We start from the raw sequence: 14174 nt of genomic DNA on the forward strand, positions 1-14174 counted from the left end.
CGTCGATTCGCTCGACTTGCATGTATTAGGCACGCCGCCAGCGTTCGTCCTGAGCCAGGATCAAACTCTCCGAAGAAATGTTTGACTTGCTCATTCGCTTTTTTGATAGTGTGTGCTCACTTAAAAATTTAACGTTGGCGCTTTGTTTTGTTCAGTTTTCAAAGAGCAATCTCACAATCGTTCTTTCGAACGGCTGTTTATTCATCATAACACTTTATTGATTAGTTGTCAACTTCTGCGAAGTTTTTAACTTATTTTAAATCGCTGTGTTTTTCAGCGACCATTTCATCTTATCATTTTCATAGTAAGAAGTCAATAGTTATTTCTTTCAGCAATCTGCCGAAAGTGATGAAATTTTTCGTTTCTCTTAGTTGGTGCTTATTTATATTAATCCCATTTCACATTAATGTCAACGCCTTTTTTTCATTTCTTTTATTTTTATCTTTCACCGGTTATTAGCTTCTTCAGTTTATCAACAATTACAAGACAATCCTTATATAGTAGAAAGATTGGCAACGATATATGGAATGGACCTAATAAGTATCTTATATCCTTTTTTAATGCTACTTAATGATAATGAAATCGGATTATAACCAAGTTGACTTCACAATTTTCATTATGCTATTATATAACCAAGTAAAATAATCGGAATAGTTAATTTTATTTATAAACTTTCTATCAATAAAACTTAGCTAATTTAAAGGAGATGGGAATATGACAGCAGCAATGGTAATACCAGGTGCAGAATCTTTTTTCTTACCCGGCAATTCTATCGGCATTCTTATTTGCCATGGTTTTAACGGAACGCCACAAAGCGTAAGGTATTTAGGTGAAAAATTTGCCGCCAAAGGCTTTACTGTCTTCGCTCCTCGACTGGCGGGCCACGGAACGGATGAATATGAAATGGAAACGAGTCATTATCAGGAATGGATACAGGATGTTGAAATGGCTTATGCAAAATTAAAACGAACCTGCACCCATGTATTTGCCATCGGACAATCAATGGGGGGCGCCCTTGTTCTCGATTTAGCTACAAAAGTTGTTTGTGATGGAATTCTCACCATCAATGCTGCTCTCCAAGTTCCTGAATATGAAAAATATCGCAACCAATCGGTTCCGCGCTTCATTCCTGAAGGCAAGCCTGACATAAAAGACGATACAACTAAAGAAATCACATATGACCAAGTTCCGGCAAAAGCTATTAATCAATTGCTCGATATAATGGAACATGCCAGTCAAAAACTAGTAGACGTTTCGTGCCCGATACTTATCTTCCATTCTCCAGAAGATCACGTTGTACCAGACTCGTGTTCCTATCAGATTTACGATAATGTCATGTCCGGTGATAAGGAGATGGCCCCCCTTGAAAACTCATATCATGTGGCCTCGTTGGATCATGATAAAGATCAAATCATTGATCGGTCATATCATTTCATCCAGAGGTTAAGCAAAAGGGCAATAGTCGCCTCTTAAACTCCTTTCTCCATAAAAATCAGGTTTACCCATGCACTTCATGGGTATATATAGTATATAAAGAAAAAGGAGGTAACATAATGAGCGGTTTATCAGACAAAGTAAAAAGTACTGTAAATAAAGTTAAAGGTGAAACGAAAGACCAAGTCGGAAACGCGAAAAATGATCCTCACTTACAAGCAGATGGTAAAGTTGATAAATTAAAAGGCAATCTCCAAGATGGCATTAGTAAATTGAAAAATGACCGTTAATTGCAAATAACCGAATAGAGAATCCACTCTCATATAAAAGTGACCCCCCTTTTATAGAGAAGAGGCGGCAGATAATCTGCCGCCTCTTCCTTCTTCAATTCGCTTGTATAACAACAACACACATATCATCAGGTTGATCTTGCTGCATTTCCGGGGACATCAAAAAATCGATAGGGGGAGATTCTTTACAATCAAACCACCTCGTCGAGACTGCTTCTTTTATTTGGTCGAGTCCTTCCGTTCCTTCTCGATCTATTGCTTCCATGACTCCATCCGTAAAAAGCATAAGCTGAATCTTCTCTTCATAATGAATGACGGATTTCTCTATTTTCATTTCAGTGAAGAACCCAACAGGACATGTCCCCTTTGAAAGTGAGGCCACTTTTCCATCGTCCATTAAAGCAAATCCCGGAGGATGTCCGGCATTCACATATTCCACTGTCTTTTGCTCTGTATCAATGATCATATAAATCGCGGTAAAATAATAATGCACTTGATTATCTTCTTTATTAAGGGTACTCATCCAGCGATTCATTTCGTTTATTACTGCCACTGGATCTGTATGTGTCCTGATGGCATCCCTCAATACGGAGGAAATGAACATGCACACAAGTGAGGCGGATATGCCATGCCCCATCATATCCAACAGGATGATCCCATACCGATTTTCATCGATGCGGTGCCAATAGTACATATCCCCTGCTAATTTATTCGCAGGTAAGTATGATGCCCTTATAGTTAAGTGGTCATTTATAATGGGTTCACTTAATAAGCTGCTTTGAACCTGCATGGAAAGATCCAATTCATTGCGGATTTTTTCATCCTGCATTTTATGCCAATCTTTTTCATATTTAAGTCTTAACCCTACGCGAATCCTCGCAAGTAAATCTATTTTATTGATAGGCTTCATTATATAATCAATTCCACCAACATCAAGTGCCTCGGCCACCTTGTTTGAATCTTCAAGGGCGGTCACAAAAATCACGGGTATATCTCTAAGGTGAGGAATACTTTGAAGTCTCCTGCACGCCTCTATCCCATCGATTTCCGGCATCATGATATCAAGCAGAATGATATCAACTGAATTCTCTTTAGGTTGCGGACTATCCACCTGTAAATATTCAAACATCTCAACAGCTGAAGTTAATGATAGAAAATCCGTATAGCCAGCTCGTTTTAGAATTTTCTCTATAACGAAAAGGTTAACCTGGTTATCATCTACGATTAAAATCGTCATTCTTTCATTCCCCTTTTGGCTTATATCGAGCGGCAACATTTATCTTTTTTTATGGATCTGTACTTTACTAAAACTCCTTAAAAAGGGAGTTTGATTATATTATAACGAAGTTCAGTCTCATTTAATAATGATAAACCACGCTAGCGATTTGACATGGAGACCAACTCATTATATATACCCCTTCTTCCAATACCTTAAACATAGATATGCAAAAAAAACGAAAAATAATGCACTGGATTAAAAAGAAAGAGTCCGCTTATATGCGGACTCTTTCCTTTTACAATTTCCGATAAATTCGTTCCCTTGAGTCAAAGTCCTCATAATCTTCCGAAAAGGATGATGTATGCAGTGTTTCCTTGCTGCCAACCGCAAGAAAACCGTCTTTACAAAGACTGTCATAAAACAACTGATTAACATAGGTCTGTAATTCACCGGTAAAGTAAATCATCACATTCCGGCACATGATGATATGAAACTCATTGAACGAACCATCAGTAACTAAATTATGCTGGAAAAACACAATGTTTTTAAGGAGGCCCGAATCAAGATAAGCATTTTGATAATCGGTTGTATAATACTCCGAAAATTCCTGGTTACCCCCAGCTTGCAAGTAGTTTTTCGTATAAGACTGCATTCTATTTAAAGGTAATATCCCTTTTTCTGCATGAAGGAGGACTTCTTCATTCATATCAGTGGCATAAATCCTCGCCTTATCATAAAGCCCTTCTTCCTTGAGGATGATCGCCATGGAAAAGGCCTCTTCACCGGTCGAACAACCCGCATGCCAAATTCTGATTTCAGGAAGTTTTTTCAGGAGCGGTACAATATTTAAACGAAAGGCTTTAAAAAATTCCGGATCGCGAAACATTTCAGTGACATTTATTGAAAAATCCCTCAAAAGCTTCTCAACATACCCTTTTTCATATAAAACCATCTCTATCATTCCGCTAATCCTGCGAACATGGTCCAGTCTCATTCTATTTTCAACTCTTCTTTTTATTGAAGACCGCATATATTTGCGAAAGTCAAAGCCAGAAACGGAATAAATGGCCTCTAACAATAATTCAATTTCCAAATCTTCTCTTTCTTCAATCGTTAAAGTATCCTTCATGCAAAACCTTCCTTACTCGTACGTTCTATCAATCAATTAGTCAGCCATACTCTTAGGACGGATAGCAACTGATCCAGCTTCAACGGCTTGCTGACATAATCAGAAGCGCCGGCCTTCAGGCATTTTTCCCTATCGCCTTTCATCGCTTTCGCAGTTAGCGCGATGATAGGAAGATCCTCGAACTTACTTTGCTCGCGAATTCTGGTCATCGTTTCGTAACCGTCCATGCCCGGCATCATGATATCCATCAATATAACATCTATATCGTTTCCTTTTTCAAGGAGTTCCAAACATTCGTAGCCGTTTTCAGCTGTAAGGATTTCCATCCCCTCATGCTTCAGCGCATTTTTCAGAGCAAATATATTACGGTGATCATCATCGACGACCAGTACTGTTTTATTGCAGAATGGTTTAACCTTATTCCGATTTTCTTCATCAATTATAACTACATCCGATTCTCCTTGACCGTCAAAATCCGCGGTAGAATCATCGTGGTTAGCTGCTGCCACTTCCGGAGAAGCAGCTATTGCTTCACTGACATTTTTGAAGCCCTCTGGCATACTTGGAATAAAGAAAGTAAAGGTACTGCCTTGCCCTTCTTCACTATCTACAATGACCCAGCCTCCCAGAAGTTTGGCAAATTCCCGGCAAATAGATAGCCCTAGGCCCGTTCCGCCATATTTTCTCATCGTAGCTCCGTCACCTTGCTGGAACGCTTCAAAAATAAGTTTTTGCTTCTCTTTTGATATTCCGATGCCCGTATCCGTCACCTTAATTTCAACCCAATTGCTAGCTCCTTTTGTCTGTATCCATTGTGCTACATTTTCTTCATCAGCTTTTTGGATTCGGACAGACACAGAACCTTTTTCCGTGAATTTAAATGCATTGGATAACAGGTTTTTCAAAATTTGCTGGAAGCGCTGTTCATCCGTAAAGAAAATATCCGGAACGTTTTTACTTTTTTCTATTATAAAGTCAATGTTCTTTTTCTTCGCTACATGATCGAAGTTACGGTGTAATAACTCAGGAAGTTCACTCAAATTCATTTCGTCAAAGACCACTTCAAGTTTTCCGACTTCAACTTTAGATAAATCCAAAATGTCATTGATCAACATTAATAAGTCTTGGCCCGATGAATTAATGACACGAGCGAATTCCTGCTGCTCTTCATTTAGTTTATTATCATTTGGATCTGAAAGCATTTCAGATAAAATCAGAATACTATTGAGCGGTGTCCGTAATTCATGGGACATATTGGCCATGAACTCCGATTTGTATTTTGAACTTAACTTTAATTCTTCCGCCTGTTTTTCAAGATTTTGTTTTGCAACTTGAAGCTCTTTTGATTTCTCTTCAGTTTCACGATTTCTCTCTTCTAATTTTTCATTGATCATTCTCAGCTCTTCAGCCTGTGTTTGCAGTTCCTCCGATTGAGCTTGCATTTCCTCTGATTGTGACTGCAATTCTTCCGATTGGGCCTGTAACTCTTCGGTCTGTGCTTGTGATTCTTTCAATAAACGCTCTATTTCCATCCGGCCTTCTACATTATTAATTGTGATGCCTAGAGTATCAAGAACCTGGTTCAGGAAAGATTTTTGCAACTTCGTAAAAGTCTCCAAACTCGCCAGTTCAACCATCGCCACAACTTCATCCTCAAAAACGACTGGCGCAATGACAATGCTTTTCGGGTTGACTTCCCCTAATCCTGTCGTAACCAATTGATAATCTTCAGGAATATCGTCAATGACTTTGGATTTCTTTTCAAGGGCGCATTGTCCGATCAGCCCTTCGCCAAGACGGAATTCACGTCTGCCCGAATCTTCGCCATCTCCAGCAAAGCTGGCAAGCTTCACAAAACGCATATCAACACCCTCACCCCGTTTCACGTAAAAAGCTCCAATTGAAGCCCCCATCATCGGTGCAAGTCTTGTAATGAACCGGTCAGCCAGAACTTCCACATCAACAATGCGCTGATACATGGTAGCTATATCTGCCACACGGGTCTGGATCCAGTTCTGTTCACTAATCTTTTCAGTGAAATCTTTCTCTTTTCGATTATAGTCTTCAAGAGATTCCGCCATATCATTGAACGATCTCGCTATATCACTAATTTCATCAGTAGTTCGAACCGGAATTCTTGGTATGACCGATAAATTTTTAAAATCAATATTTTTGATGACATTCGTAATCGACTGCAGATCTTTCGAAGTACTGCGAATCATCCAAACAACCGTTACGGAAATAACCAAAATGCTGAGGATAACCGCAAAAATCACAAAACCGATCATATCTTCATAGGTTTGTTTCGAATTACTTAATGTATCTTTCATGACGTCTTCTTGGTAATCTTTAAATTCGTCCATCGTACTGATGACTTTCGTACGTTTTTCCCTTTGATCATCCATCAGGCTTGTTAAATCCGATGAGTTTCCCGACTTTATCTTTTGGATGATCTCAGCCTCCGTTATGGAGTAAGAAGCATATTGAGTCTCGAACTCTTTCAGTAATTGCTTTGCTTTCGCCTTATTTAACCTACCTGATAACCCAGCAATTTTTGATTCAATCAAACTATGATTCTCATTGATGATTTCAAGGCTCTCTGCTCTTTCTTCTTTGTTTGCATCATTAGCTGCAAACAGGATCTCACGGTCCGACCTGGAAAAAAGCTGACGGATTTCCATCGAATCTTGAACTTTTTCATAGCGATTTTCAACTATTTCAGTCATGCTGCTCTTTAAATTGTTAAGTGTAACCATCATGAAAGAAAGTAAAATAGCCAAGAAAAGCAAGATTAAACCAAATCCCAATATTTGCTTCTTCTTAAAACCCATTTTCCCGCCCACCTTCGATACTTATTTATATCAGCCAAAAATAAACGGCTTTGCAAAATAAATCTTAATATTATCATCAGTACTACTTTTGAAGAATTTTTAAACTTTAAAATGATATATATATAGATAGATTCATTGCTCAAAGTCAATTTTAACATTTTCCAAGCTAAAATGGTTACCTACAGTGTAATTTTTTATGGAATTTATTTTCCAATTACACAACAGTCTGCTTTAACCATTGTTATGATTGTCATCGTTCGAACCAATGAGCATTAATAAAAGCCAAAAGTTTCCACTTTTGGCTTTTGTTGTGATCCTGTTTATTTAATCTTCTTCACTTCAACATATAAAACATGGTGGCCGTCCATTTCCTTTACAGTAAATTCATATCCGGCGTATTCGATTTTATCCCCGATAGCAATCTCAAATCTGCCTGTCAGGAACCATCCTCCCAATGTATCGATATCTTCCTCCGGCAAATCGATCGCAAGGGTATCATTGACATCTTCAACTAATGTTTTAGCGTCGAATACATAATGCCCTTCATCAATCTTTTGAATGAGCGGACGTTCATCCTGGTCAAATTCATCACGGATTTCCCCGACGATTTCTTCAAGGATGTCTTCAACCGTTACAAGACCGGCCGTTCCGCCATATTCATCTGTCAAAACTGCCATATGGATCCGTTCCTTCTGCATTTTCAGCAGCAAATCATGAATGGCGATCGTTTCAAGAACACGGATGATGGGTGTCACAAAGGAATCCACCGTCAAAGCTGTTACATTATCTTCTGTAATCGTCGCTGTATAAAGTTTCTTGATATTGACCATTCCCACAACATTATCTTTATCACCGTCTATGACTGGATACCTTGTGTATTGTTCTTCTTGAATAAGTTCAACAACTTCCAATAATGGCATGCCTTTTTCGATAACGGTCATTTCCGTACGCGGAACCATGATTTCATTGGCGATACGCTCATCAAATTCAAATATCTGATTCACATATTTGTATTCCGATTGGTTGATCTCACCGCTTTTATAGCTTTCCGATAAAATGATGCGCAGCTCTTCTTCGGAATGGGCCATTTCTGACTCAGATGCTGGCTTTAATCCGAAAATGCCTGTCAGAAGGCGCGCAGAACCATTCAATAACCAAATGAATGGGTATAAAATGCGGTAAAAGAGAATTAACGGCTTTGCAAAAAGCAAGGTTACCTCTTCAGCCTTTTGAATTGCAACCGTTTTTGGTGCCAGTTCACCGACTACAACATGAAGGAATGTTACGGAACCGAAAGCGATCAGGAACGAGATGATGTGACTTATGGATTCCTCTAATCCCCATTTAGTGAACAATGGTTTTAAGATCGCCTCCACCGTCGGTTCACCCAACACCCCCAAACCTAAGGCGGTTACTGTAATCCCCAATTGACAGGCAGATAAGTACTCATCGATATGCGTTGTCACTTTCTTGGCTGCGAGGGCATTTCTATGCCCTTCTTCAATCAATTGATTGATTCGGGAACTTCTGACTTTAACGATTGCAAATTCCGATGCTACGAAAAAAGCGGTTAATGCTATTAATACAGCTACTGCTAATAACTTTATAAAAATCTCCAATATGTGCGGGTTCGCCATATAGTGCCAATCCTTCTGACCTTTGAATTAGACATGTACGGCTTAATCCCAAGCACCTCCTGTATAAATGGTTATTTTCGTTTCAAAATGAGATTTTTGCCTTATAACATGAACCAAAACCATTTAGCCTATATTCGTTAATATGCACCTTCGTACATAAAACTATAGAGATAAATTTTAATCATACCAGCAACAATAGTAATGATTGGATCAAGGCCATGCTTTCACTGGATACCTGTTTTTTTAGAAGATGCTCACTTTTTCCATCCTTTTCAATCAAGGTGATGAATTCTTGAAGTTCCTCGTTCAGGCCATCCATTTTATTTTTGAGTTGAAGACCTTTTTCCTCAATTGCTGATGCGGCTTCCATTTCCTTTTTAAGTAGTTCTTTAATTTCTTCCAATGAAAGGTTTTCTCTTTTGTATCCTTCGATACGGCGGAGCCTTTCAAGTTCACCGACTGAATAATAACGGTAATTAGAGGCGGAACGTTCTGCTTTAAGCAAGCCTAGGTTCGTATAATAATCTACGGTTCGTTTCGTAACGTTCGCCATTTCCGCCAACTCGCCAATTTTTAAAGTCTCGTTCCCAACATAACCCCTCCTAACCGTCACGTGATGGTTTGACAAACTGGAAGCATGTCATTTCCTCCATGACGTTTTATTCTATTCTATAATCATACATTATTTTATTTGAAATGAAAAATATTTATTACCCTCCTTTTACCCTTCAATGGAAAAACAAAAACCGATTAATTGAATAATCGGTTTAATTTTATCATTTAATCCATGGATTTATTTTTTTGTTTTAACTGAGAATTGATTGCTCAATATCTTAGGACCGCACTGGCATAAGGAAGAATGCTTTAGCCTTTTTATTGGTGTTCCGCATGTTTCACAAACTTTTGCTACCATTTATACTGTCCTCCTCACTTTAATTGCTTGTTATATATTATACTACTTTTATTATGATAATCAATACTAAATTAAAATAATTATAAACAAGGGTAATTTTTGAATTTATTTTATTAGCTATTCACTTCACAAGGGATTATAATAAAGATAAAATATCACAAAACAGATAAGGAAAGTTGGTATTAGTATGACGAATGAAATCCGTTCCATTCCCCGTCCCTTAGTACGAACGAATCAATGGGTCATTTTGTTAAGCGTAGCCACCGCCTTATTAACGGGACAAATGTGGATATTAGTGATTCCTTTAACAGCAGGACTTTTGGGTATGCTCTTTAATTTCAATCCAGTGATGCGTCTGGCCAAGCTCTTTCTGAAAAAGAAACCCTCCGATTATATTCCTGAAGATCATTCACAGCAACGATTCAACCAGGCCATAGCAGTCGTTTGCTTAGGACTTGGATTCACTTCTTTCTTGCTGGGGTGGAATGCTACCGGTTATATATTCACCTTGATGGTCGGAATGGCTTCTTTCATGGCCATTCTTGGATTCTGCATCGGCTGCTTTATCCTTTATCAATGGAAGCATTATTCCTATCGCCGATCTATTCGTTAATACCCCAAATAAAATGGGACTGACATTCGTCAGTCCCATTTTATTATTCGGTTGCACGTGTGGAATTACTCTTTTTGACCCAAATGGTGGCCAATGCAATCAGCAATAATAACACACCTTGCGGTACCAGCGTTTCCATTGTTGGATAAAGACCTATCGTTTCTACAAATGGGAAAGAGCTGATCGTATTTGTCTGTATCACTTGAGAAACCTGAAGTGAGTGGATGGAGACTCCAAGAATCTTGAAAGCCAAGGCATATATGAGTATCGTTGCCACTTTAAAGAATAGGGTCATCGGTAATTTCACACTGTATCGCAGCATGATGAAACCGATCAACACTAAAATGAGGAAGGCAAGGAAAATGCCGCTCAGCAGCTGCTTTAATTCCATATAAGGAGCCATTCCAGCATAAAAGATAATCGTCTCGGCACCTTCACGGAATATGGATAGAAAACTGATTAAAGCGAATGAGATGATGCTCCCCGTCGCAATGGCCTGGTTCATTTGCTTGCCGATATACTGGTTCCATGCATGGACATTCGATTTACTATGAAGCCAAAGACCAATTGTCAACATCATCAATACTGCCATAATACCAGTGATTCCCTCAATATATTCCCGGCTTGAAGCAGCCGTGATCTGAGAGAAAACGATATTGATTATGACCGCCAAAATGGAACTGGCAACTAAACCCGCACCAACCCCTGTCCAAATCCATTTTTGTTTGTCCGCTTGCCCGATTTTCTTTAGGAAAGACAGTAATGTAGCTACAATCAAGAGTGCTTCCAACCCTTCCCGTAAAAGGATCAGAGCTGCATCCCAGGTTGTATAACCCGTATCCTCAATTAAAGGGAGTAACCTTGTGTTTAAATCAGATACGATTCCCTTTGCTTCATCCGCCTTTACCTTTTTCGATTGCAATAGGCTGATTGCGGTCGGGACTTTCGTTTCCATATCGCTGTAAAGCTTGCTGTCCCTTGTGGAAACCTCCCCTTCTACATTGGGCCAAATTGTTAAGATTTCATTTAGCTTATCAACGGCAGAATCGATGTCATCCTTTTCGATATCCGTTGCACTTCCTTGTAAAAGTTCTGTTACATCCCCAAGTGAATAGGTGTTTTTCTGGCTTCCCAATTCAACTTTACCAGCAAGGAAATCCTCGATTAGACCCTTCAATTCAGTTAAATTTTTTTGGGCTTTTTCCGAATCAGGCGGGTCTTGGGTAATCGCTATCCGCACAAAGGCCATTTTCGTTTCAAGCTCACCATATGTAGCAACACTTTTCTCCCTGACAATGACCTCTGCATCGGTCCATTGATTCAGGAGATTGTTATATTGAACTTTGGCTTGATCAAAGTCACCTTCAGTTATCAAAGCCTCCAACTTATCTATTAATGGAAGTATCGCTTTTAACCGTTCTTTATAGTCCGTGTTGTCAACAGGGTTTTCGTTTGTATCATAAATAACAAGAGTACTTGATAATGCCGATAATCGCTTTTTGATTTCATCTGTGGAGGCTTGGTCGCTCACAGCACTTTTTACAGCGGATAGCTTCTCGTCGACTTTCCTCGCACTCTCGCTGTCCGTTTTTATCGTTTTCCAATCTTGCTCGAATAGATCGATATTCTTCGATACTCCCTCAAGGTCGCCGGATTTTACCTTCATTAAACTATCGCCAATATAAACAAAAAGCTGATCATGGTTTTCACCCGCCGAAACCATCTTTATATCAGTCGAAAGAAATAAAAGGCTGACGACTAAAACCAATATCCCACTCTTCCATCTAGAAACCTTCATAGTGGTCACTCCTTATTCATGAACTAAAATCGCCAACTGGATAATATCCATGCTGGCGATTTTCACGTCCTCATTTTTTGAAATTATATTTACCCAAAAAGGGAATCCCCGATATAGCCACCCTTTTTCACACCTGGTAAACAAGCGAACATGGCACTGCCCCTGTGAACGATATATTCGTTGAGCTTATCACTTTTGGCCAGTCGTTCTTGTATGGGTATGAATTGTTTACTTGGGTTTCGCTGAAAACAAATGAATAACAAGCCGGCATTGAAGCTCCCCGTTTTAGGATCCATTCCATCTGCATATGAATAGGGACGCCGCAATATCTTTGCTTTTCCGTCCCCCCTGGAAAGACTCATATGCGAATTTTCTGGAATGACCCGATTTCCATTTGGGTCTTTAGCTTCGAGATCCACGGTATCGAACTCGTTCTTCATTCCTAGTGGGGCTCCGCTGTCGCGATGACGGCCAAACGTATTTTCTTGTTCTTTCAATATAGTCCGGTCCCAAACTTCAATGTACATCTGGATTCGGCGCACCACCATATAACTGCCTCCAACAAGCCAGTCAGGACCGTCCTCACCCTTCACCCAAACATGCTCATTCATTTCATTATTATCATTTGTATCCGGATTGACAGTCCCATCCTTAAATCCGAATAAGTTCCGCGGTGTCGTTTTTTGTGAATCGGCTTGCTTTGTCCGTTGAAATCCTGTTTGTGCCCAATGAATGATCGCTTTCCCTCTGCCGATCCTCACTAAGTTCCGGACGGCATGGAAAGCCACTTGAAGATCATCTGCACATGCTTGAATACAAATATCCCCACCGCTCCATTCTTCTTCTAAAGCATCTAAAGGGAATTGGGGCAGGTCCTTTAATTCAGCAGGTCTTTTTGATTTCAAACCAAATCGATCTTTGCCATCCTTCGAAAACAGGGTCGGACCCACGCCAAAAGTGATCGTTAAATTGGAAGGTGATAATTCTTTCGCTTCCCCCGTATCCTTTGGGGGCATATTCGTATTAAGTGATGTATCACCAATCAAATTCCCCGCTGTCATCTGAGCCGCAGCCTCTGTCCAATCCTTAAATAACTGAATTAAGTCTGACCTTTTATCCGTGGTTACTTCCAATGATGCGAAGTAAAGGTTATCTTGCGCTTCAGTGGTGATACCAGCTTGGTGCGCTCCATAAAAAGGAACAATATCCTTAGTTTGTCCCTTCGCCTTTTGTTCAGAAAGTGTCAGCAGCCCGCCAAACCCGGATGCCCCTATCACGACTCCGATTCCACCGACTCCTGCCGTTTTCAACATATTTCGACGACTCACCTTTTTTGTAAAAAGCCCGGTTTCATCTTTCGGTGTATGTTCTTTCAATTAAGATTCCTCCGTTACAATCCCTATTTGCGAAAGTGGTTCAGCTAATGCATCAATTGCTTGACTTAGCTCTTTGACTTCAGATTCCTTTAAATCCGTATATGAGATGTAGCCATTCCCTTCCTTATGCTTTTCAAGCAAGCCGTATACATCGTCAAAACGTTTTTGGATTTCCGCAGCAAGCTGCGCATCCTTTTCTTTTAAAGCTGGAGTAAGCAGTTCATAGATCTTCTCTGCACCTTCAACATTTGCCACGAAATCATATAAATCGGTATGGGAGTATCGGTCCTCTTCTCCTGTCACTTTACTCGTGGAAACTTCATTCAATAAATCCACCGCACCCGTGATCAACAAATCGGGTGTTACCTCAACCGTTTCAACTTTAGCACGAAGCAAATTAACATCACTCATTAATTGCTCTGCATACTTTTCGTATCCCTTTGTTGTATTTTCTTCCCATAATCCCATTTCAATCTTATGGTAACCGCTCCATTCTTCATCTTTGACATCCCCTTTACGCGCATCGATTTTGGGATCAAGATCGCCAAAAACTTCTGCGATGGGTTCCGCTCTCTCATAATGCATCCGTGCTGGTGCGTATAATTCCTTCGCCTTTTCAATATCACCGGCAGATACGGCTGTAGTGAATTCTTCCGTTGCGTTTACGAACTCTTCTATTTCACCAATGGCATATTCCCGGTACTCGCTAGATACACCATCAAGCTGACTCGCACTCACTTCTTTGGCCTTATCATCTGCCGGTTTAGTTCCTTCCTTTTCCTGCGCACAGCCAAATAATAGACTGGTTGATAGTAAGACTGCTAATGACGCTTTTGCTTTCTTCATATTGTATTCTCCCTTTGAAATGGTTTGTAGATTCATATTAGCAGATAATGAAATTCATTATCAATATATATTTTAATGGAAACATGAC

Annotated in this window: 11 protein-coding genes and 1 rRNA gene; 3 read left to right on the forward strand and 9 right to left on the reverse strand. The window is 39.7% G+C overall.

Going from position 1 to position 14174, the window contains the following annotated elements; genetic code table 11:
* Positions 1-76 (reverse strand): 16S ribosomal RNA (locus tag ACFRAK_RS17490); the annotation flags it as partial.
* Positions 77-714: 638 nt separating this feature from the next.
* On the opposite strand from ACFRAK_RS17490, the gene ACFRAK_RS17495 reads away from it, so the two are divergent.
* Positions 715-1473, forward strand: a complete 759-nt coding sequence (locus ACFRAK_RS17495) for an alpha/beta hydrolase (RefSeq protein ID WP_387604753.1) — start codon at positions 715-717, stop codon at positions 1471-1473.
* Between the two features lie 80 nt (positions 1474-1553).
* The gene (locus ACFRAK_RS17500) at positions 1554-1724 is read left to right on the forward strand and encodes a CsbD family protein (protein WP_394572162.1); all 171 of its coding nucleotides are present in this window, start codon (positions 1554-1556) and stop codon (positions 1722-1724) included.
* A 94-nt stretch (positions 1725-1818) separates the two neighbouring features.
* On the opposite strand, the gene ACFRAK_RS17505 is transcribed toward ACFRAK_RS17500, so the two are convergent.
* The 5 genes from ACFRAK_RS17505 to ACFRAK_RS17525 form a co-directional block, all read right to left on the reverse strand.
* Complete coding sequence (locus ACFRAK_RS17505; RefSeq protein WP_387604750.1) at positions 1819-2961, reverse strand: PP2C family protein-serine/threonine phosphatase; 1143 nt, start codon at positions 2959-2961, stop codon at positions 1819-1821.
* A gap of 277 nt (positions 2962-3238) precedes the next feature.
* Positions 3239-4072 carry a CheR family methyltransferase gene (locus ACFRAK_RS17510; RefSeq protein ID WP_387604748.1) on the reverse strand — a complete coding sequence of 278 codons (834 nt, stop codon included), beginning with the start codon at positions 4070-4072 and terminating at the stop codon, positions 3239-3241.
* 32 nt (positions 4073-4104) lie between these two features.
* Positions 4105-6903 carry a response regulator gene (locus ACFRAK_RS17515; protein ID WP_394572163.1) on the reverse strand — a complete coding sequence of 933 codons (2799 nt, stop codon included), beginning with the start codon at positions 6901-6903 and terminating at the stop codon, positions 4105-4107.
* Between the two features lie 320 nt (positions 6904-7223).
* Entirely contained in the window at positions 7224-8522 is a 1299-nt protein-coding gene (locus ACFRAK_RS17520) for a hemolysin family protein (protein WP_387604763.1), read from the reverse strand.
* 199 nt (positions 8523-8721) lie between these two features.
* Positions 8722-9153 carry a MerR family transcriptional regulator gene (locus ACFRAK_RS17525; RefSeq protein WP_387604761.1) on the reverse strand — a complete coding sequence of 144 codons (432 nt, stop codon included), beginning with the start codon at positions 9151-9153 and terminating at the stop codon, positions 8722-8724.
* A 487-nt stretch (positions 9154-9640) separates the two neighbouring features.
* On the opposite strand from ACFRAK_RS17525, the gene ACFRAK_RS17530 reads away from it, so the two are divergent.
* Positions 9641-10066 (forward strand): DUF4395 domain-containing protein, encoded by a 426-nt coding sequence (locus ACFRAK_RS17530; RefSeq protein ID WP_260287649.1) that lies wholly within the window; start codon positions 9641-9643, stop codon positions 10064-10066.
* 43 nt (positions 10067-10109) lie between these two features.
* Here ACFRAK_RS17530 and ACFRAK_RS17535 read toward each other — a convergent pair whose 3' ends face one another.
* From ACFRAK_RS17535 to efeO, 3 genes are all read right to left on the reverse strand, one after another.
* Positions 10110-11864 (reverse strand): FTR1 family iron permease, encoded by a 1755-nt coding sequence (locus tag ACFRAK_RS17535; protein ID WP_387604744.1) that lies wholly within the window; start codon positions 11862-11864, stop codon positions 10110-10112.
* Positions 11865-11953: 89 nt separating this feature from the next.
* Positions 11954-13240: an iron uptake transporter deferrochelatase/peroxidase subunit gene (gene efeB, locus ACFRAK_RS17540; RefSeq protein WP_387604742.1), complete on the reverse strand. Its 1287-nt coding sequence runs from the start codon at positions 13238-13240 to the stop codon at positions 11954-11956.
* Positions 13241-14086 (reverse strand): iron uptake system protein EfeO, encoded by an 846-nt coding sequence (gene efeO, locus ACFRAK_RS17545; RefSeq protein WP_387604740.1) that lies wholly within the window; start codon positions 14084-14086, stop codon positions 13241-13243.
* Between the last annotated feature and the right edge of the window lie 88 nt (positions 14087-14174).

The sequence above is a fragment of the Peribacillus sp. NPDC056705 genome, assembly GCF_043656335.1.

Excerpts from the sequence above, each read along its gene's own strand:
- ACFRAK_RS17495 (WP_387604753.1), top strand. The coding sequence starts at position 715 with ATGACAGCAGCAATGGTAATACCAGGTGCAGAATCTTTTTTCTTACCC.
- ACFRAK_RS17500 (WP_394572162.1), top strand. The coding sequence starts at position 1,554 with ATGAGCGGTTTATCAGACAAAGTAAAAAGTACTGTAAATAAAGTTAAA.
- ACFRAK_RS17505 (WP_387604750.1), bottom strand. The coding sequence starts at position 2,961 with ATGACGATTTTAATCGTAGATGATAACCAGGTTAACCTTTTCGTTATA.
- ACFRAK_RS17510 (WP_387604748.1), bottom strand. The coding sequence starts at position 4,072 with ATGAAGGATACTTTAACGATTGAAGAAAGAGAAGATTTGGAAATTGAA.
- ACFRAK_RS17515 (WP_394572163.1), bottom strand. The coding sequence starts at position 6,903 with ATGGGTTTTAAGAAGAAGCAAATATTGGGATTTGGTTTAATCTTGCTT.
- ACFRAK_RS17530 (WP_260287649.1), top strand. The coding sequence starts at position 9,641 with ATGACGAATGAAATCCGTTCCATTCCCCGTCCCTTAGTACGAACGAAT.
- ACFRAK_RS17535 (WP_387604744.1), bottom strand. The coding sequence starts at position 11,864 with ATGAAGGTTTCTAGATGGAAGAGTGGGATATTGGTTTTAGTCGTCAGC.
- efeO (WP_387604740.1), bottom strand. The coding sequence starts at position 14,086 with ATGAAGAAAGCAAAAGCGTCATTAGCAGTCTTACTATCAACCAGTCTA.